Here is a 19,170-nt window from a genome sequence, read left to right on the forward strand (position 1 = left end):
CTTCGCCAAGATCTAGGGTCCGTTCGGATTTGGATCGAAAATTGATCGGATCAGTAGTCGGACGAGGAAGTGCGATGGGTCACAGAGGGAATAGTTACCTACTCTAAGCAAGTTATTCGTCGCGGAACCATGACTGGGGAAGGGAAGAGCATGACCATCGCGCCCGAGCGAGTGGAAGAACCCGTCGCGCGGCCCCGCACGAGCGGACGCGCCCGATTCGTCCTGATCCTCGGCGGCCTGTCCGCCTTCGGGCCCCTGTCCATCGACATGTACCTGCCCGCGCTGCCGCGGATGGCGGGCGAACTGCGCGCGGCGGACGCGACCGTGCAGCTCACACTGAGCGCGTTCATCATCGGGCTCGCCCTCGGCCAGCTGATCCTCGGACCGCTGTCCGACGCGATCGGCCGCCGCAAACCGCTCGTGGCGGGCCTCGCGCTCTACATGGTCGGCTCGATCCTGTGCGCCGTCGCCCCGACCGCCGAGCTGCTCATCGCCGCACGAGGCGTCCAGGCCTTCGGCGCCGCGGCGGGCATCGTGATCGCCAGGGCGACCGTGCGCGACCTCTACTCCGGCACCGCGATGACGAAGTTCTTCTCGCTGCTCATGCTGGTCAACGGGCTCGCCCCGATCCTGGCGCCGATCATCGGCGGCCAGATCCTGAACTGGACCTCGTGGCGCGGCGTGTTCGTCTGCCTGACCGTGTTCGGCGCGATCCTGCTCGCCGTCGTCTTCTTCCTGCTGCCGGAACCGCTGCCCGAGGAACGCCGCACGCCCGCGCGGTTCGGCTCGGTGCTGCGGAAGTACGCGAGCCTGCTCCGCGACCGCGGCTTCCTCGGCTACGCGCTGGCCTCCGGGCTGATGTTCGGGAGCCTGTTCGCCTACATCTCCGGCTCGTCCTTCGCGCTGCAAGGCGTCTACGGGCTCAGCCCGCAGGCGTACAGCCTGGTGTTCGGGCTCAACGGCATCGGCATCGTGGCCGTCGGCCAGCTGAACGGGCGTATCGTCGGCCGCTTCCCGGAACGGACCCTGCTGACCGTCGGTCTCGTCATCGCGGCGGTCGCCGGATTCGGCGTCCTGGCCGCGGCGGTGCTGGACCTCGGCCTGGCCGGGTTGCTGATCCCGCTGTTCATCCTGGTGTCGAGCATCGGCATGGTGGCGCCGAACGCGAGCTCCCTGGCGCTCGCCGAACAGGCGCGGTCCGCCGGTTCGGCATCGGCGCTGCTCGGCGTGCTGCAGTTCGTCGTCGGCGGGCTGGCGACTCCGCTGGTCGGACTGGGCGGCGCGGGCACCGCGGTCCCGATGGGGATCGTGATGGCGGCCTTCGGCGTACTGGCGCTGCTGGCCTTCGGGACCATGACGCGGTCCGCGACACCAGCACTGGCGGCCGCGCGGGCGTAGAGGCTCGTGAGTGGCTAGGACGGTTCTTACCGTCCTAGCCACTCACGAGTCCCTTGAGGTCAGCGGCCCTCAACTGCTCCGCGGTCACCGCCGCGCGCCCCTCGACCAGGGCCTTCAACGCGTCCCCGTCGTCCCATTGGTTGACGTTCATCGCGGCGGTCACCTGCCCGTCCCGCAGCCAGAACGCCGTGAAGTCCCGCGCCGCGAGATCGCCCCGCACCACGAGCTCACCCCGTTCGGGATCGGCGAGACCCCGGTATTCGCAGCCAAGGTCGTACTGGTCCGAGAAGAAATAGGGACTCCGCAGGTACGGCTTGTTCTCCCCCAGCAGGTTCCCGGCGACGTGCTCGCCCTGCCACTTCGCGTTCGACCAGTGCTCGACGCGGACACGTTTTCCGTAGCGGGGATGGAAATGCGCGGCGATGTCGCCGATGGCGTAGACGTCGGGCGCCGCCGTCCGCAGGCCGGCGTCGGCGCAGACGCCTCCGTCGTCGGACAGTTCCAGCCCGGCGGCGTGCGCGAGGTCGACCCGCGGCGCGGCGCCGACGGCCACCAGGACGACGTCCGCGGGAAGCTCGTCACCACTCTTCAGGCGAACACCCGTCACCCCGTCCGGGCCGCCCGTGAATCCGGCGACGCCTTCACCCAAACGCCAGTTCACGCCGTGCTCGGTGTGCAGGCCTTTGAACACCCCGGACACCTGCTCGCCCAGCACCGCGAGCAAGGGTGAGCCGACCTGGTCGACCACGGTCACCTCGGCACCGTGTTCCCTGGCGGCCGCCGCGGCCTCGGTCCCGATCCAGCCCGCGCCGACGATCACCACCCGTCCGGCATCCTTGAACGCCGAGCGCAGCGCCAGCGCGTCGTCGAGGGTGCGCAGGGTCCGCAGTCCCGGCAGGTCCCCGCCGGGCACCGGCAGCGAGCGCGCCCCCGAGCCGGTCGCAAGCACGAGCCGGTCGAAACGGTGTTCACCGCCCGCGTCGTCGTGCACGAGCCGCGCGCCGAGTTCGACCTTGGTCGCGGTCACGCCGCTCTCGAACGCGATGTCCTTCTCTCCGTAGAAACCCTCGTCGTGCACCCAGTCGGGTTCATCGGCCTTGCCCATCAGGAGCCCTTTGGACAAGGGCGGTAATTCGTACGGGCGATGCGTGTCGGTGCCGAGCAGCAGGATTTCTCCCGCGTAACCGCGCTCTCGCAGCGTCCCGGCCGCCGTCGCTCCGGCGAGACCGGCTCCGACGATGACGATCTTCCTGGGTTCGGACATCGATGACCTCCCAAGCAGTCCTCCCCCGGACGCTACTCCCGTTCGTGCTCGTCCGGCTCAGTGAAGGCGGAAGTCGATCACGATACGAGGGATCGGTTAACCCATCAGTAGGAATGTCGGGTAACCCGCGTCACGCCCCCGAAAGCGCCTCGTCCCAGCCTCGGACGAGAAAGGGAGATCATGGGATACGGGAGGATGAGGACGTTGGCACCCCGGGACGAATGGTCGGTCGGCTGCCGGGATCTCGCGGGCAGGCGCAGGGACGTGACGGTGTTCGTGAGCAGCGACAAGATCGTGCTCGTGGCACCGCCCGGAGAGGCCGCCGTACTGGGGCCGCTGGACGTGGGGCGCTTGCGCGCCGCGCTCCGCGACGCCGTGGTCGCGGTGGCCGAACATCCGGACCACAAGGAATGACAACTACCGTTCCTACTTCCGAGTAGGTAGAGTCGGCTCCGTTCGGAAGGAGCCGGCCATGACCACCTACTTCGTGACGGGCGCGACGGGTTTCCTGGGAAAACGCCTGGTCGCGCGCCTACTACGGCGACCTGAGACCGTAGCCGTCCATGTTCTCGTGAGGGAGACCTCACGCGGGAAGCTCCCGAGCCACGAGAAGCTCGTTCCCGTCACCGGCGACCTGACCGAACCCCTGCTGGGCATCGATCCCGCCCATCTGGCGCCCCTTGACCACGTCGTGCATCTCGGCGCGATCTACGACCTCACCGCGGACGAAGCGGCGAACCGCGCGGCCAACGTCGACGGCACCCGCAACGTCCTGGAGTTCGCCGTCGCCGCGAAGGCCGGGCTCTTCCACCACGTCTCGTCGATCGCGGTCGCCGGGCAGTACGCCGGGCGGTTCACCGAGGCCGATTTCGACCTTGGACAGAGCTTCGCGTCGCCGTACCACGCGACGAAGTTCGAGGCGGAGAAACTCGTGCGGCAGCACGGGAAAACGCCGTTCCGCGTGTACCGGCCGTCCGCCGTGGCCGGCGATTCGCGGACCGGCGAGATGGACAAGATCGACGGCCCGTACTACTTCCTCCCGGCCATTTCGCGGCTCGCCGCGTTGCCCCGGCGTCTCCCTCTCGCCGCCCCGGATCTCGGCGCCACGAACATCGTTCCGGTCGACTACGTCGTCGAAGCGATGGAACACCTCATGCACGTCGACGCGCCCAGCGGCAGCACGTACCACCTCGCGTCGCCCCGGCCACAGCCGCTTCACGAGGTCTACAACGCCTTCGCGCGGGCCGCGGGCGGGCCGAAGATCTCCGCGGTCCTTCCTCCCCTGCCGTCCGGAGCGCTGAAGCGGGCCGGAACCCGGCTGGCGAAATCCGCGGCCGCCGGATTCGACCGCGTCCCCGGCGGGCGTTCGGCCCGCGCGGCGGTGCTGGCGGAACTCGGCATCCCGCTGGAAGTCCTGCCGCATCTGAGCATGGAGGTCGACTTCGACACGAGCGCGACCACGGCCGCGCTCGGAGGCAGCGGGATCACCTTGCCGCCGTTGGAGGAGTACGCCGGTCCGCTCTACCGATACTGGCTGGAACACCTCGATCCCGACCGCGGCCGCCGCCGTCCGGGGCCGGAACCCCTCGACGGCCGCAAGGTGCTGATCACCGGCGCGTCGTCGGGCATCGGTCGCGCCTCCGCGCTGGCCGTCGCCGCGAAGGGCGGCGAAGTGATCCTCGTGGCCAGGCGCGCCGATGAGCTGGAACAGGTCCGCGAGCAGATCGTCGCGGCGGGCGGGAAGGCGTCGGCGTATCCGTGCGACCTCACCGACGGCGGTGCCGTCGACGCTCTGGTCAAGGACGTGCTCGCCGCGCACGGCGCCGTCGACATGCTGGTCAACAACGCGGGCCGGTCGATCCGGCGGTCGCTTTCGCTGTCCACCGAACGGTTCCACGACTTCGAGCGGACGATGGCGATCAACTACTTCGGCCCCGTGCGGCTGACGCTGGGCCTGCTGCCGTCGATGACCGCGCGCGGATTCGGGCACGTCGTCAACGTGACGACCCAAGGACTGCAAACGGACACGCCGAGGTTTTCCGCTTACCTGGCCTCGAAGGCGGCATTGGAGGAGTTCGGGCTGACCGCCGGCCGGGAAACGCTTTCCGACGGCGTCACCTTCACCTCGGTCCGGATGCCGCTGGTGCGCACCGACATGATCACGCCGACCGGGTCCTACCGCGGTATGCCGTCGAGTTCTCCCGAACGCGCTGCCGCGCTGGTGGTGAAGGCGCTGGAGAAACGACCCGAGATCCTGAACCTGCCCGAAGGCACGGCCGCCGAACTGGTGACGCTCGTCGCACCTCGGACGGCACGGTTCTTCGCCCATCTCGTCTACCGCGCCATGCCCGAGTCAGCGCCGGAATCCCGTGGCCTGCCCAGGAAGGCTCCGCTCGCGTCGGTGGCGGGAGCCGTCACCCGGCTGGTCTGGCGCCGCCGTCCCTGACGTCCCGCCGCCAGGGCTCGATCGGGGGACGCCCCCGGCCGCTACCATCGGTTTCCGATACGCCGGGGGGTCGGCGGGCACGGGCCGAGGCAGGACGACCGGGAAGGGGCAGTGTGGACGTCGCCAGTCCCCCGCTGTCGACCGGACCGGACGCGGCGGTGGTACGTCCGTCCAGGACAGTGCTGCGGCTTTCCCTGCACGTGGCCTGGGTGCTCGCGCTCGCCGTCGCCACCGAACTCCGGGTGGGGCGCTTCGGTTTCCACCCGTCGGACCAGGGTTTCATCCTCGCCCAGGCGTGGCGGGTACTGCACGGCGAAGTCCCGCATTCCGACATCATCTCCGCGCGGCCGCTGGGTTCGGCGTACCTGCACATCGTCGACTTCGTGCTGCCGGGGCCGCTCTTCTTCGTCTCAAGTGTGCTCAGCATGCTGGAGATCATCCTGGCGACCATCGCCTTCGCCGTACTGGTCACCCGGCGCCGCGTCCGTGACTGGGGTCCTGGGCTCACCGGACTGACGGCGGCCGCGTCGCTGCTGAACCTCAACGCCTTCCCGCTGATGGCCTGGCACACGATCGACGGGATCTTCCTGACCGCCTGCGGTGCCTGGGCACTGGATTCGGGGCTGCGCAACGGCAAGGCGTGGCCGCGGCGGCTCGGTCTGGTGCTAGTGGGCACCGCGGTGTTCGTCAAGCAGAGTTTCGCGCCCGTGCCGCTGATCGCGCTGTGCTGGCTGCTGCTGCACCCGTCGCTGCGGGAAGGCGCGTTCCGCACCGGCCGCTGGTGGGCCCGGCTGGGCTGGGATCTGCTGGCACTGGGCGCTTTTCTGGTGTTCTACTTCGGAATCATCACACTCGACGGCGGGCTCGGCGCGATGGCCGAGCAGCTCACCGGCGGCCTGCCCGCGTACGGCGAGCGGCTTCTCGGGCTGTGGCTGGAAAATCCCGCGTCCCTGCTGCGGCCGCCGGTGCGGGGCTTGACCTTCTTCGTGATCGCCGGGGTGTTCCTCGCCCTGCTCGGGATCTTCCGCGACCGCGCGGGTTTCGCCGGGGCGGTCCTCGCGCGGCTGCTGCTCCTGGCCGGCGTGGCGGTGGTGGTCGGCACCGTCGTCGACGGGCACTTCACCGGCGCGTCGCGCTGGGCGGACGTCCTCTGGTGGATCCTCGGTGTCGCACTGCTGGTGCACTGGGCGGCGACGCGGCGATTCCCGCGGATGGGCGCGCTGGTCTTCGCGACCGGCTTCATGACCAGCCTGTCCTGGGGGAACGACACGCCGACGCTGTTCACCGGAACACTGGCGCTGACGGCGATCCTGCTGCTGTCGGACGCGCTGCCGCCGCTGCCCGAGCCGTCTCGCCGGTTGAGGCTGGTGGGCGCCACCGCGATGGGCCTGGTCGCGGTGCTGGCGTCGGGCTGGGCCGTGGTCGCGCACCACGACGAGGCCGCGTATCTCGACATGGCGCACGAGAAGCTGACCGGTGACCTCGGCAAGGTGACGCCGTCGATGCGCGGGATCCGGACGAATCCGGGCACCTTCACCTACATCTCCCAGATCCAGGACTGTGTCACGCGATTCCCCGCGGGACGCACGGCCGTCCTGCCGGACAACCCGTTCGCCTATCCCGCCTTCGGCCTGCGCAACCCGTTCCCGCTGGAATGGCCGCTGCCGCTGGAGATCGTCGCCGACGCTCCGGAACGCATGCTCGCGACGGCCGACGTCCTCAACCGCGAAGGCGACTACCTGGTGCTGTTCCAGACCGTGAGCATGCCCGCCCTCGCCAAGGGCGGGCCGGTGCCCGCCGAGGTCGCCGCGGACGCGCCGATCTTCGACTACCTCGGGCTGGAGAACGCGCTGCGGTCGCGGCTCACCGGGCAGACCGTCACCTGCGGCAGCTTCATCGGCAAGTGGGCGCCGCGCCCCTGACGCGTTTCGTCCTCTGAATGCGGTAGTTCGTAGTGCGAACTACCGCATTCAGAGGACGAAACGCGTGGGGTCAGTCGACGCCGGCGTCCTCGGGGCGGCCGGAAGCGAGACCGGCGAGGACGTCCAAAGCGGCCCCGAGCGTCTCGAGCGGCGGCGACGAGACGGCGAGGCGGACCGCGTTCGGCGCGTGGCCGGGGACGACGGCGAACGCGGCCGCCGGGGTGACCGCGATCCCGCGTCGCGCGGCCGCGGCGACGAAGGTTTCGGCGCGCCAGTGTTCGGGGAGTTCCCACCAGCAGTGATACGCCCGCGGATCGGCGCGCAGGGTGAACCCGGCCAGCCGCGCCGCCGTCACCCGCTGGCGTTCCGCGGCGTCGAGCCGTTTCGCCCGCTCGACGGTTTCCAGTGTCCCGCCGGTGATCCACCGGGTGGCGGCTTCGACGGCGAACCGGGGCGCGACCCAGCCGCCCGAGCGCACGGACGCGGCCAGCCGTTCCTTCCATTCCGCCGGGACGGCGAGGAATCCGGTGGTCAGCCCCGGGGCGAGCCGTTTGGACATGCTGTCGGTGAACACCGTGCGTTCCGGCGCGTACGCCGCGAACGGGCGGACCTCGGGCCAGAGGAAGGTGTAGATGCCGTCCTCGATCACCGGGATGTCCATCCGGCGCACCGTTTCCGCCAGCTCGACGCGCCGCGCTTCGTCCATTGTGGACCCGAGCGGGTTGTGCAGCGTCGGCTGGACGTACAGCGCGCGGACGGACGCGGCTTCGAGCGCCTCGGGAATGAGACCCATGTCGTCGGTCTCGATGGGCACCAACTGGACGCCGAGCCGTCCGGCGAGCGCCTTGACCACGGGATAGGTGATGGCTTCGACGGCGAGGCGTTCCCCCATCGGCACGAAGGCGGCGATGGCGGCCGCGATGGCCTGGCGCCCGCTCCCGGCGAAGAGGATTTCCGGCGTCCAGCCGTCCTTCGCGAGCAAACCGGCGACGGCGTCACGCGCCTGCTTCGAGGCGGAGACGCTTCCCGGCCGCAGCGCCGCTGTCAGGACGTCTTCGCGCAGCAACGGCTCCAGCGCCTTCCCGACCAGCGCCGACTGTTCCGGGAGGACGGCGAAGTTGAGCTCGAGGTCGACCGTCGCGCCACCGGGTTCGGCGAGGGCGGTCTCCAGCGGCGGCCTTCCGGCGCGGACGAACGTGCCCCGGCCGACCTCGCCGACCACGACGCCTCTCCGGACGAGTTCGCCGTAGACCCTCGCGGCGGTCGAGTTCGCGATCCCGCGTTCGCGGGCGAACCGCCGCTGCGGGGGCAGCCGGTCGCCAGGGCGGAGCCTTCCCGCCTCGACGTCGGCGGAGATCTCGTCCGCGACTATCCGGTAGTCCTCCATGCCGTTCCTTCGATCGCTCCGAGACCGCTCGCGGGATTGCACTGGGGATGATGCCATCGACGAGCGTCGTGAGCCGACTGCGACCTACGGAACACCACAACGGCGGACTCCTAGGTTAGCCTAACCTGCGTGGAGACCGTGGAAACCCTCACCGAGCAGAGCACGACGTCCCGCCTGCACGCGGACGCGCTGACGCTCGCCTACGACGGCCGGACCGTGGCCGAAGACCTCGGGGTGGTCATCCCCGACCGGTCGTTCACCGTCATCGTCGGCCCGAACGCCTGCGGCAAGACGACCCTGCTGCGCGCGCTCGCGCGGATGCTCAAACCCCGCCAGGGTTCGGTGTTCCTCGACGGACAGGCGATCAGCTCCTTCCCCGCCAAGGAAGTCGCCCGGCGGCTCGGCCTGCTTCCGCAGAGCTCGATCGCGCCCGACGGCATCACCGTCGCGGACCTCGTCGCGCGGGGCCGGTACCCGCACCAGCGCCTGCTGCGCCAATGGTCCCGTGAGGACGCCACCGTGGTCGCGGAGTCCATGCGCGCCACCGGGGTCGACGACCTCGCCGAGCGGCTGGTCGACGAACTGTCGGGCGGCCAGCGGCAGCGCGTGTGGATGGCGATGGCGCTCGCGCAGGAGACCGATCTCCTGCTGCTCGACGAGCCGACGACCTATCTGGACATCGCACACCAGATGGACATCCTCGATCTGTGCGCGCAGCTGCACCAGGAACAGGGCCGGACACTGGTCGCGGTGCTGCACGACCTCAACCACGCCGCCCGCTACGCGACGCACATGATCGCGATGCGCGGCGGAGAGGTCTTGGCGACCGGCTCGCCCGAAGAGGTCGTGACCGCGGCCAACGTCGAGAAGATCTTCGAGCTGCCATGCCGGGTCATGCCGTGCCCGGAAACCGGTACCCCGCTGGTGATCCCGAAAGCCGGACGCCGCGCCGCCTGATGGTCCCGGAGTAGGTTGGCCGCGGAGGTGCCATGTCACAGCAACTGTGGTCCGAAGTGGACGACTATCTGTCCGGAGTGCTCGTCCCGTCCGATCCCGCCCTCGAAGGCGCGCGGCAGGCGTCGGACGAGGCCGGGCTGCCGTCGATCGCCGTCGCGCCGAATCAGGGCAAACTGCTCAACCTGATGGCGAGGATGATCGGCGCCCGGTCCATCCTGGAGATCGGCACGCTTGGCGGGTACAGCACGATCTGGCTCGCCCGCGCCCTGCCACCGCAGGGCAGGCTCGTCACCCTCGAATTCGACCCGAAACACGCCGAGGTCGCGCGCGGAAACATCGCAGCGGCCGGGCTCGGCGGGCTGGTCGACGTCCGTGTCGGCAAGGCGCTGGACCTGCTGCCCTCGGTCGAGGGCCCGATCGACCTGGCGTTCATCGACGCAGACAAAGCCAACAACCCGGCCTACTTCGCAGCGTCGCTGAAGCTCGTCCGGCCCGGCGGCGTGATCGTGGTCGACAACGTCGTCCGCGGTGGCGCGGTGACCGACGCCGCCAGCGAAGACCCGAACATCCAAGGGATCAGGCGGCTGCACGAGATGATCGCCGCCGAACCCCGCGTCGACGCGACGGCGATCCAGACGGTCGGCAGCAAGGGCTACGACGGGCTCACCGTCGTGCTCGTGAAGCCCTGAAGGAACCACTCGGCCGGCGATTCGTGTTCTCTTCGGGTCTGCTGGTCTCGGGTGCGGTGGGCGGTCCGCTCGTGGCCCGGTCGGCGATCGTGTCGCGAAAGTGGCTTTCGCGGCACACGCCCAGACCATGGGCTCGCCCAGGCTGCGTCGGAGGAGGGGAGTGAAGGCCTCCTTCCCTACTTTCAGGGTAGGCAAGGAGGCCTTCACCACCACCTGGACCGATGCCTCACCGCGGCGCCGTCGTGGCGGGCCGCGGGCCGGAGCCGTCCGGCCACCGCACCGGCAGTCCCTGATGGAAGCCGATCATGAAGCGCTGCCACATGTCGGCCGGGATCGTCCGCCCGGTCAGTTTCTCCCCGGCGGTGTCCCGCATCCGGCGCGGCTCGTCGGAGCCGACCCAGACCGCGGTCGCGAGTTGGGGGGTGTACCCGACCGCCCAGCCGCCGGCGTTGTCGTCCGTCTCGTTGTACTGGAAGTCGCCGGCCTTCAGCGCGGCCGGGCGGTCTTTCAGTCCGGTGGCCAGCACCTGGCTCATCGTGCCCGCGATCCGGCGGCTCAGCGCCTCGTCGTCCTTGAACGCGGGTGCCCTGTCCGACGGCCGTTCCCACACGATTTCGCCGTTCTCGTCCCGGATCTTCGACACCAGATGCGGGGTGGCGCGCAGGCCGTCGGCGGCGAAGGTCGCGTAGGCGCCGGCCATGTCGCTGGGGCGCAAGGGATATCGGCCGACCGCGATCCCGGGACCGATCAGGAACCCGTCCTTCTCCCGCAACGTCACCGCGCCGTCGACGGCCTCGGGGATCCCTGCCGCGCGGGCACCTTCGCGGACCGTTTCCGCGCCGAGTTTCTTCGCCAGGTCGACGAACGGGCCTCGTGCGCCCCGCGCCATCGCCTCGCGCAGCGTGCACTTCCCGGCTTCGCCGCATTGGTCCTGGAACTCGAAGGTCTCGCCGAGGAAGTCGACCGCCGCGGGCACCTTGAGGGGTTCGTCCACGCCGACGCCCCGTTCGAGGCCGGCGGCGAGGATGAACGGCTGGAAGGCGGAGCCGGTGCCGTACGGGGTGCCGGCGTAGTCGTGCACGCTCCAGCCACCGCCGTTGTAGGCGCGGATGGCGCCGGTCCCGGGTTCGACGGCGACCAGCGACGCCCGGAAGTGCTCAGGCTGTCCCCGCAACCGCTCCTTGACCGTCTTCTCGGCTTCGGCCTGCGCCCGCGGATCAATGGTCGTCTCGACCTTCATCGCACCGCCGCGGAGCCGGTCGAGCGGGTAGCCGACCTGTTCCAGTTCCGCGAGGACCTGCTGCTTGATGTGGTACTGCTCGTAGGTCACGCGACCGGCCCTGGTCTCCGACGGCGCCTGGATCGCGTCCTCCGGATAGGTCATGGCGACCGCTTCGGCCTGACCGACGTAGCCGCGCGAGACCAGCTTGTTCACCACGTAGGACCAGCGTTTCCTCGCGTGCTCGTGGCTGGAGGCGTACGGGTCGTGCACCGACGGCGACTGGATCATGCCCGCGAGGAACGCCGCCTCGCTCCAGGTCATCGAGTCGTCGAGCTTGCGGCCGAAGTAGGCGTTCATCGCCGACGCCGGGCCGTAGGTGCCGCGGCCGAACGAGATGATGTTGACGTAGCTCTCGAAGATCTCCTTCTTGGTCTGCTGCTGGGTGATCTTCGTGGCGAGCACCAGCTCGGAGAACTTGCGGGCGAGGGTGGCGTCCTCGTTGCCGGTGGATTTCTTGATGTACTGCTGGGTGATCCCCGAACCGCCGCCGACGCCGGTCACCAGCGCGCGGCCGAGACCGGTGAGGTCGAAGCCCTCGTTGTCCCAGAAGGTCGGGTCCTCGGTCGCGACGATCGCGTCGCGCAGTTTCGCGGGGACGGCGTCGTACGGCACGAACAGCCGGTCGCCGCCGGGCGGGACCACCTTGAGCAGTTCGGAACCGTCCGCGTTCTGCAGGACGACGGTCTTGTCGAGGTCGGCGAGGACCTCTTGCGGGCTGCGGACGTCGAGAAGGACGTACGCGAGCCCGAACGCGACGACCGGGATGCCGATCACCAGGCCGAACGTCCAGGCGGCGATCTTGCGCCACCTGCGCTTCTTCCGTTTCGGCTCCGGGGTGGCCGTGGTCTCCGACTCGGGTGCGTCTGCCTCATCCGGGTTTTCCACGCCAAGTTAGACGCCCGAACGAGTGAAAAGGTTGTGGGAAAGTCACCGGATGGCATCCGGTTCATGAATTGAAGAATTCTTCATTTGATAATGTGGTCAGATGCCCGTCCCCTTGTACCAGGCCAAGGCGGAGTTCTTCCGCATGCTGGGCCACCCGGTCCGGATCCGTGTGCTCGAACTGCTCGCCGAAGGCCCGAAGGCCGTCCGCGAACTGCTCGCCGAGATCGAGGTCGAGGCCTCCAACCTCTCGCAGCAGCTGGCAGTCCTGCGCCGGTCGGGGATCGTCACCTCGACCCGCGAGGGCTCGACGGTCGTGTACGCGCTCGCCGGTGGCGACGTCGTCGAGCTCCTGCGCGCGGCCCGGCGCATCCTCACCGAGCTGCTGGCCGACCAGAACGCCTTGCTCGCCCAGCTGCGCGACGCGGAGTGAAGCCGTGGCGGGTCTGAAGCTTTCGGAGCTGCGCTCGCTCCTGCCCGGACGTGAAGACCTGCGGACGCTCAAACGCGCTCCCCGGCGCGACCTCACGGCGGGCCTGACCGTCGCGATCGTCGCCCTGCCGCTGGCGCTGGGCTTCGGCATCTCGTCCGGCCTCGGGGCCGAAGCCGGGCTGGTCACCGCGATCGTCGCCGGCGCGCTGGCCGCGATCTTCGGCGGCTCCAACCTCCAGGTGTCCGGGCCGACCGGCGCGATGACCGTGGTGCTGGTTCCGATCATGGCCACGCACGGAGCGGGCGGCGTGCTGACGGTGGGCCTGCTCGCCGGGGTCTTGCTGCTCCTGCTCGCGGTCGCCCGCGCCGGCCGGTACATGCGCTACGTGCCGACGCCGGTGGTCGAAGGCTTCACGCTGGGCATCGCCGGGGTGATCGCGTTGCAGCAGGTCCCCGCCGCGCTCGGCGTCGCCACCCCGGAAGGCGAGAAGGTGGCCGTCGTCGCGGCGAAGGCGGTGGCCGATTTCGCCGGGCATCCGGCCTGGCCGTCGATCGCGATCGCCGTCGGGGTCGCCGCCCTGATGCTGCTCGGCGCGAGGTGGCGGCCGTCGATCCCGTTCTCGCTGGTCGCGGTGGCCATCGCGACCCTCGTGAGTCATTTCGCGCAGCTGCCGGTCGCTCGCATCGGCGCCCTGCCCAACGGTCTTCCCGCACCTTCGCTGGACTTCCTGGATCTGTCGACCTTGGGCGCGCTGGCGCCCTCCGCCGTCGCCGTCGCGGCGCTGGCCGCACTCGAGAGCCTCCTTTCGGCCACGGTCGCCGACGCGATGAGCGTCAACGAACGCCACGACCCGGACCGGGAACTGTTCGGGCAAGGCCTCGCGAACCTCGTCACCCCGCTGTTCGGCGGCGTGCCCGCCACCGCGGCGATCGCGCGCACCGCGGTCAACGTCCGTGCCGGGGCGAAGTCCCGGCTGGCCTCGTTCACCCACGCGATGGTGCTGGCGGTGATCGTCTTCGCGGCGGCGCCGCTCGTGGCCACGATCCCGATCGCGGCGCTCGCCGGGGTGCTGCTGGCCACCGCCGTCCGCATGGTCGAGGCGGGCTCGGTCCGCGCGCTCCTGCGTTCCACCCGGCGTGACGCGCTGGTCCTCGTGCTCACCGCGGCCGCGACCCTGATCCTGGACCTGGTCACCGCGGTCATCCTCGGCCTCGTCGTGGCAGGCGCACTGGCACTGCGGGCGATCGCGAAGGCGGCGCGCATCGAAGAGGTCCCGCTCGACCACGCCGATCACGCGGCCGAGGAACGGGCGCTGCTGGACGAGCACATCGTCGCGTTCCGGCTCGACGGCCCGCTGGTCTTCGCCGCGGCCCACCAGTTCCTGCTGGAGTTGTCCGAGGTGGCCGAGGTGCGGGTGGTCATCCTCCGGATGTCACGGGTGTCGGCCATCGACGCCACCGGCGCCCTCGTCCTGAGGGACGCCATCGAACGTCTCGAACATCGCGGGATCACGGTCCTGGTGTCGGGGATCAAACCCGGGCACGAGAAGGTGCTCGACGAGCTCGGCGTCGCGGATCGGCTCCGCGCGGAGGGGCGGGTGTTCCCGGATACGCCGCACGCCATCGACTTCGCGCACGCGCTGCTGACCTCAAGCGAGGAACGCGCGAAGCAGTGAAGCGGTCCCTTCGACGTGTTCCGTCATCGCTCTGCGGGCCGCCTCGGAGTCTCCGGCGAGGATCGCGTCGACGATGGCCTCGTGCTGGGCGTTGGAGTGCTCCAGATTCGGTTCGAGCAGCGGGATCATGTCGAGCAGCTGGTTGACCCGCATCCGCGCGTCGGCCATCGCCGTGGTCAGCGAGCCGGACGCGGTGACCTCGGCGATCGCCAGGTGCAGCCGCGAATCCTTGCGCCGGTAGTCGCCGACATCGGCCGCCGCGGCCTCGGCGAGCGTGCTGGTCAGATGCTGCCGGTCGGCCGGGCTGAGCGAACGCGACGCCGCCATCTCGGCGGCGCCGGTCTCCAGCACGTGCCGGAGGCCGAGCGCGTCCTCCAGCGTGGCGTTGTCGACCTTCCGCCCGTCGGCGGCGGGCGGGTCGGGCAGGACGTCGTTGACGAACGTGCCGCCGTACCGCCCGCGCCGCGACTCGACGTAACCCGCGTCGGACAGCGCGCGGATGGCCTCGCGCAGCGTCACCCGGCTGACCCCGAGCCGCTCGGCGAGCTCACGCTCCGAGGGCAGCCGCTCCCCCGCGCCCACCACGCCCAGCCGGATCGCCTGGAGCAGCCTTTCGACGGTCTCCTCGAAGGCGTTGCCCGCGCGCACCGGGCGGAACAGCGCGTCACCCGCGTTCGCGACCGTGCTCGACTCCACCCTTCGAGTTTAGGCGGCCCGCAATTCGTCCTCTGGATGCGGTACTTGCGTGTGCAACTACCGCATCCAGAGGACTAAATGCGAGGGGTCAGCACTCGATGACGTTCACGGCGAGGCCGCCGCGCGCGGTCTCCTTGTACTTCACGCTCATGTCGGCGCCGGTCTCGCGCATCGTCTTGATCGCCTTGTCCAGCGTCACGACGTGCGAACCGTCGCCGCGCATCGCCATCCGCGCGGCGTGGATCGCCTTGGACGCGCCGACGGCGTTGCGTTCGATGCACGGGATCTGCACCAGCCCGCCGACCGGGTCGCAGGTCAGCCCCAGGTGGTGCTCGACGCCGATCTCGGCGGCGTTCTCCACCTGCGCGGGTGAACCGCCGAGGACCTCGGTGAGCCCGGCGGCGGCCATGGCGCTGGCCGAACCGACCTCGCCCTGGCAGCCGACCTCGGCGCCCGAGATCGAGCCCGTCTGCTTGAGGATCGAGCCGATCGCGCCCGCGGTGAGCATGAACGTCACGATGCCGTCGTCCGACGAGCCCCTGATGAACCGCTGGTAGTAGTGCAGAACCGCCGGGATGATCCCCGCCGCGCCGTTGGTCGGCGCGGTGACGACGCGGCCGCCCGCGGCGTTCTCCTCGTTGACCGCCAGCGCGTACAGGCTCACCCAGTCCATCGCGTACAGCGGGTCACCGACGCCGTCCTCGGCGAGCAGCTTCTCGTGCAACGCCTTCGCGCGCCGAGGCACCTTCAGCCCGCCCGGCAGCACGCCCTCGTGCTCGCATCCGTTGCGCACACATTCCGCCATGACCTGCCAGATCTCCAGCAGTCCTTCGCGGATCTCCTCGCGCGTGCGCCACGAAAGCTCGTTGCGCAGCATGATCTCGCTGATCGGCAGCCCGGTGTCCTCGCAGTGCTTCAGCAGATCCGCGCCAGTGCGGAACGGGAACTCCAGTTTCGTCGAGTCCTCGACGACGACAGTGTCGGTCTCGTAGGACTCGTCGCGCACGAACCCGCCGCCGACGGAGTAGTAGGTGCGCTCGCGCAGCACCTTCCCGTCGGCGCCGAACGCGCGGAAGATCATCCCGTTCGGATGCGCGGGCAGCGACTTCCGCCGGTGCATGGTCAGGTCGGTGTCCTCGGTGAACACGATCTCGTGCTCACCACGCACCTTCAACCGGCAAGATTCCCGGATCTCCGCGATCTTTCCGGGCACCGTATCGGTGTCGATCTCCTCCGGACGCTCCCCGGACAGCCCGAGCAGCACGGCCTTGTCGCTGCCGTGCCCGAACCCGGTCGCGCCGAGCGAGCCGAAAAGCTCGCTCTGGACGCGGGTCGTGGCGGCGAGGTCACCGTCCGCCGCCAGACCGTCCACAAAGGTCAGTGCGGCACGCATCGGGCCCACCGTGTGGGAGCTGGAGGGGCCGATGCCGATCGAAAACAGGTCGAAGACGCTGATCGCCATTGATCTGCCCTCCTTCCTATCTGGCCAGCAGTGAGCTGGCTTCTTGGGCCGCGGGCCCTTCGGCGGCGAGATGGGCCAAGTTCTCCGACAGCGCTTCGCCGCGGTGGGCCTTCGTCTGGGCGAACAGGCGACCGGCCCGATACGACGAGCGTACGAGCGGCCCGGCCATCACACCAGCGAAACCCATCGCTTCGGCGGCGTTCGAATGCTCGACGAACTCCTCCGGCTTGACCCACCGGTCCACCGGATGATGCCTCGGTGAAGGCCGCAGATACTGGGTGATCGTGAGGATCTCGCAGCCCGCGTCGACCAGATCCTTCATCGCCGGAGCCACCTCCTCCGGCGTCTCACCCATGCCGAGGATCAGGTTCGACTTCGTCACCAGACCGGCCTCACGAGCCCGGGTGATGACCTCCAGCGAGCGCGCGTACCGGAAGCCCGGCCGGATCCGCTTGAAGATCCGCGGCACCGTCTCCACGTTGTGCGCCAGCACCTCCGGCCGCGAACCGAACACCTCGGCCAGCTGATCCGGATCCGCGTTGAAGTCCGGGATCAACAGCTCGACACCGGTGCCCGGGTTCAACGCGTGGATCTGACGGACGGTCTCCGCGTACAGCCACGCGCCGCCGTCTTCCAGGTCGTCACGCGCGACACCGGTCACCGTCGAGTAACGCAAACCCATGGCCTGCACCGACTCCGCCACCTTGCGCGGCTCGGTGCGATCCAGCGCCGCCGGCTTGCCCGTGTCGATCTGGCAGAAGTCACAGCGCCGCGTGCACTGGTCCCCGCCGATCAGGAACGTGGCCTCACGGTCTTCCCAGCACTCGTAGATGTTGGGACACCCGGCCTCCTCACACACGGTGTGGAGGCCTTCACGCTTGACCAGTCCCTTGAGCTCCGTGAACTCCGGACCCATGCGCGCGCGGGTCTTGATCCACGGCGGCTTCTTCTCGATCGGGGTCTGCGCGTTGCGGACTTCGAGCCGGAGAAGTTTGCGCCCCTCGGGGAGCGCGCTCATCGGTTGAGGTCCGCGTACAGCGGGTGCTTCTTCGCCAGCAGCTCGACCCGGGCGGACAGCGACTGGCGCAGGGCCTCGTCGAAGTCCGGGCGCAGCGCCTCGGCGATGATGTCGGCCACCTCGGCGAAGTCCTCGGCCCCGAAGCCGCGGGTCGCGAGCGCCGGGGTGCCGATCCGCAGGCCGGAGGTGACCATCGGCGGACGCGGGTCGAACGGGACGGCGTTGCGGTTGACCGTGATGCCGACCGAGTGCAGCCGGTCCTCGGCCTGCTGACCGTCCAAAGTGGAGTTGACCAGGTCGACGAGCACCAGGTGCACGTCGGTGCCACCGGTCAGCACGCGGACTCCGGCCTCGGTGCAGTCCGTGCGCGAAAGGCGGTCGGCCAGGATCTTCGCGCCTTCGAGCACGCGCTGCTGGCGCTCGCGGAACTCCTCGCTCGCGGCGATCTTCAGCGCGACGGCCTTGGCCGCGATGACGTGCTCCAGCGGACCGCCCTGCTGGCCGGGGAACACCGCCGAGTTGATCTTCTTGGCGAGTTCCTGGCGGGACAGGATGATGCCACCGCGCGGGCCGCCGAGGGTCTTGTGCGTGGTCGTGGTGACGATGTCGGCGTAGGGCACCGGGCTCGGGTGCAGCCCGGCGGCGACCAGACCGGCGAAGTGCGCCATGTCGACCATGACCTTCGCGCCGACCTCGTCGGCGATGCGGCGGAACTCGGCGAAGTCGAGCTGACGCGGGTACGCCGACCAGCCGGCGATGATCAGCTTCGGCTTGTGCTCCTTGGCGAGGCGCTCGATCTCCTCGACGTCGACGATCCCGGTCTCCTTGTCGACGTGGTAGGCGACGACGTTGTAGAGCTTGCCGGAGAAGTTGATCTTCATCCCGTGGGTCAGGTGCCCGCCGTGCGCGAGGTCGAGACCGAGGATGGTGTCGCCGGGGTTGAGCACCGCGACCATGGCGGCGGCGTTGGCCTGCGCGCCCGAATGCGGCTGGACGTTGGCGTGCTCGGCGCCGAACAGGGCCTTCGCGCGGTCGATCGCCAGCTGCTCGATGACGTCGACGTGCTCACAACCGCCGTAGTAGCGGCGGCCGGGGTAGCCCTCGGCGTACTTGTTCGTCAGCACCGAACCCTGCGCCTCGAGCACGCCCACCGGGGCGAAGTTCTCCGAGGCGATCATCTCCAGGGTCGACTGCTGCCGGTCGAGTTCGGCGGCGACGGCCGCGGCGACCTCGGGGTCCACTTCGGACAGGGCAGCATTGAACATGTCAGTTCTCCTGGGTCAGGACGGCGTACGCCTGGGCGTCGAGCAGGGCGGGCACGTCGCCGGACAGACGCACCTTCAGGAGCCATCCTTCGGCGTACGGGTCCGAGTTGATGAGCTCGGGGGTGTCCGTTGTGGCCTCGTTCACCTCGACGACCTCACCGTCCACGGGTGCGTACAGCTCGCTGACCGATTTGGTCGACTCGACCTCGCCGAACACCTCGCCCGCGGTGACGGTGTCGCCGACCGAGGGAAGCTGGACGAACACGATGTCACCGAGCGACTCGGCGGCGAAGGCGGTGATGCCCACGGTGGCGACGCCGTCGGCGACGCTCAGCCACTCGTGTTCCTTCGTGTACTTCAGGTCCTGGGGGATGCTCATGATCAGAGGAGGGCC

Annotated in this window: 16 protein-coding genes; 8 read left to right on the forward strand and 8 right to left on the reverse strand. The window is 69.7% G+C overall.

Features of this window, described 5'->3' with window-relative positions; all coding sequences use genetic code 11:
- Positions 1-150: 150 nt before the first annotated feature.
- The gene (locus AC0685_RS13030) at positions 151-1,398 is read left to right on the forward strand and encodes a Bcr/CflA family multidrug efflux MFS transporter (protein WP_478225693.1); all 1,248 of its coding nucleotides are present in this window, start codon (positions 151-153) and stop codon (positions 1,396-1,398) included.
- Positions 1,399-1,432: 34 nt separating this feature from the next.
- Here the strand turns inward: AC0685_RS13030 and AC0685_RS13035 are convergent, their stop codons facing one another.
- Positions 1,433-2,662, reverse strand: a complete 1,230-nt coding sequence (locus tag AC0685_RS13035) for an NAD(P)/FAD-dependent oxidoreductase (protein ID WP_478225694.1) — start codon at positions 2,660-2,662, stop codon at positions 1,433-1,435.
- A gap of 195 nt (positions 2,663-2,857) precedes the next feature.
- Here AC0685_RS13035 and AC0685_RS13040 point away from each other — a divergent pair, with 195 nt between their 5' ends.
- From AC0685_RS13040 to AC0685_RS13050, 3 genes are all read left to right on the forward strand, one after another.
- A complete protein-coding gene (locus tag AC0685_RS13040; RefSeq protein ID WP_478225695.1) occupies positions 2,858-3,076 on the forward strand; it encodes a hypothetical protein in 219 nt (72 codons plus the stop codon).
- 58 nt (positions 3,077-3,134) lie between these two features.
- A complete protein-coding gene (locus AC0685_RS13045; protein WP_478225696.1) occupies positions 3,135-5,108 on the forward strand; it encodes an SDR family oxidoreductase in 1,974 nt (657 codons plus the stop codon).
- Between the two features lie 113 nt (positions 5,109-5,221).
- Entirely contained in the window at positions 5,222-7,030 is a 1,809-nt protein-coding gene (locus tag AC0685_RS13050; protein ID WP_478225697.1) for a hypothetical protein, read from the forward strand.
- Positions 7,031-7,100: 70 nt separating this feature from the next.
- Here AC0685_RS13050 and AC0685_RS13055 read toward each other — a convergent pair whose 3' ends face one another.
- Positions 7,101-8,417 (reverse strand): aminotransferase-like domain-containing protein, encoded by a 1,317-nt coding sequence (locus tag AC0685_RS13055; RefSeq protein WP_478225698.1) that lies wholly within the window; start codon positions 8,415-8,417, stop codon positions 7,101-7,103.
- Positions 8,418-8,546: 129 nt separating this feature from the next.
- Between AC0685_RS13055 and AC0685_RS13060 the strand changes: the two genes are divergently transcribed.
- Entirely contained in the window at positions 8,547-9,374 is an 828-nt protein-coding gene (locus AC0685_RS13060) for an ABC transporter ATP-binding protein (RefSeq protein WP_478225699.1), read from the forward strand.
- A 32-nt stretch (positions 9,375-9,406) separates the two neighbouring features.
- Positions 9,407-10,063, forward strand: a complete 657-nt coding sequence (locus AC0685_RS13065) for an O-methyltransferase (protein WP_478225700.1) — start codon at positions 9,407-9,409, stop codon at positions 10,061-10,063.
- Positions 10,064-10,289: 226 nt separating this feature from the next.
- Here the strand turns inward: AC0685_RS13065 and AC0685_RS13070 are convergent, their stop codons facing one another.
- Positions 10,290-12,230 (reverse strand): transglycosylase domain-containing protein, encoded by a 1,941-nt coding sequence (locus AC0685_RS13070; protein ID WP_478225701.1) that lies wholly within the window; start codon positions 12,228-12,230, stop codon positions 10,290-10,292.
- 100 nt (positions 12,231-12,330) lie between these two features.
- On the opposite strand from AC0685_RS13070, the gene AC0685_RS13075 reads away from it, so the two are divergent.
- A complete protein-coding gene (locus tag AC0685_RS13075; RefSeq protein WP_007031391.1) occupies positions 12,331-12,660 on the forward strand; it encodes an ArsR/SmtB family transcription factor in 330 nt (109 codons plus the stop codon).
- Between the two features lie 4 nt (positions 12,661-12,664).
- Positions 12,665-14,335, forward strand: coding sequence for a SulP family inorganic anion transporter (locus AC0685_RS13080; RefSeq protein ID WP_478225702.1), 1,671 nt, complete (start codon positions 12,665-12,667; stop codon positions 14,333-14,335).
- Here AC0685_RS13080 and AC0685_RS13085 read toward each other — a convergent pair.
- From AC0685_RS13085 to gcvH, 5 genes are all read right to left on the reverse strand, one after another.
- Positions 14,309-15,031 carry a FadR/GntR family transcriptional regulator gene (locus AC0685_RS13085; RefSeq protein ID WP_016336365.1) on the reverse strand — a complete coding sequence of 241 codons (723 nt, stop codon included), beginning with the start codon at positions 15,029-15,031 and terminating at the stop codon, positions 14,309-14,311. The genes AC0685_RS13080 and AC0685_RS13085 overlap by 27 nt on opposite strands.
- Before the next feature lie 88 nt (positions 15,032-15,119).
- A complete protein-coding gene (locus AC0685_RS13090; RefSeq protein ID WP_478225703.1) occupies positions 15,120-16,493 on the reverse strand; it encodes an L-serine ammonia-lyase in 1,374 nt (457 codons plus the stop codon).
- A 16-nt stretch (positions 16,494-16,509) separates the two neighbouring features.
- Positions 16,510-17,511 carry a lipoyl synthase gene (gene lipA / locus AC0685_RS13095; protein WP_478225704.1) on the reverse strand — a complete coding sequence of 334 codons (1,002 nt, stop codon included), beginning with the start codon at positions 17,509-17,511 and terminating at the stop codon, positions 16,510-16,512.
- Positions 17,508-18,776 (reverse strand): serine hydroxymethyltransferase, encoded by a 1,269-nt coding sequence (gene glyA / locus AC0685_RS13100; protein WP_478225705.1) that lies wholly within the window; start codon positions 18,774-18,776, stop codon positions 17,508-17,510. The genes lipA and glyA overlap by 4 nt, the downstream gene beginning before the upstream one ends.
- A 1-nt stretch (position 18,777) precedes the next feature.
- Positions 18,778-19,155 carry a glycine cleavage system protein GcvH gene (gcvH, locus tag AC0685_RS13105; RefSeq protein ID WP_125673314.1) on the reverse strand — a complete coding sequence of 126 codons (378 nt, stop codon included), beginning with the start codon at positions 19,153-19,155 and terminating at the stop codon, positions 18,778-18,780.
- Positions 19,156-19,170: the final 15 nt, after the last annotated feature.

The sequence above is a fragment of the Amycolatopsis sp. NPDC043889 genome, assembly GCF_056435645.1.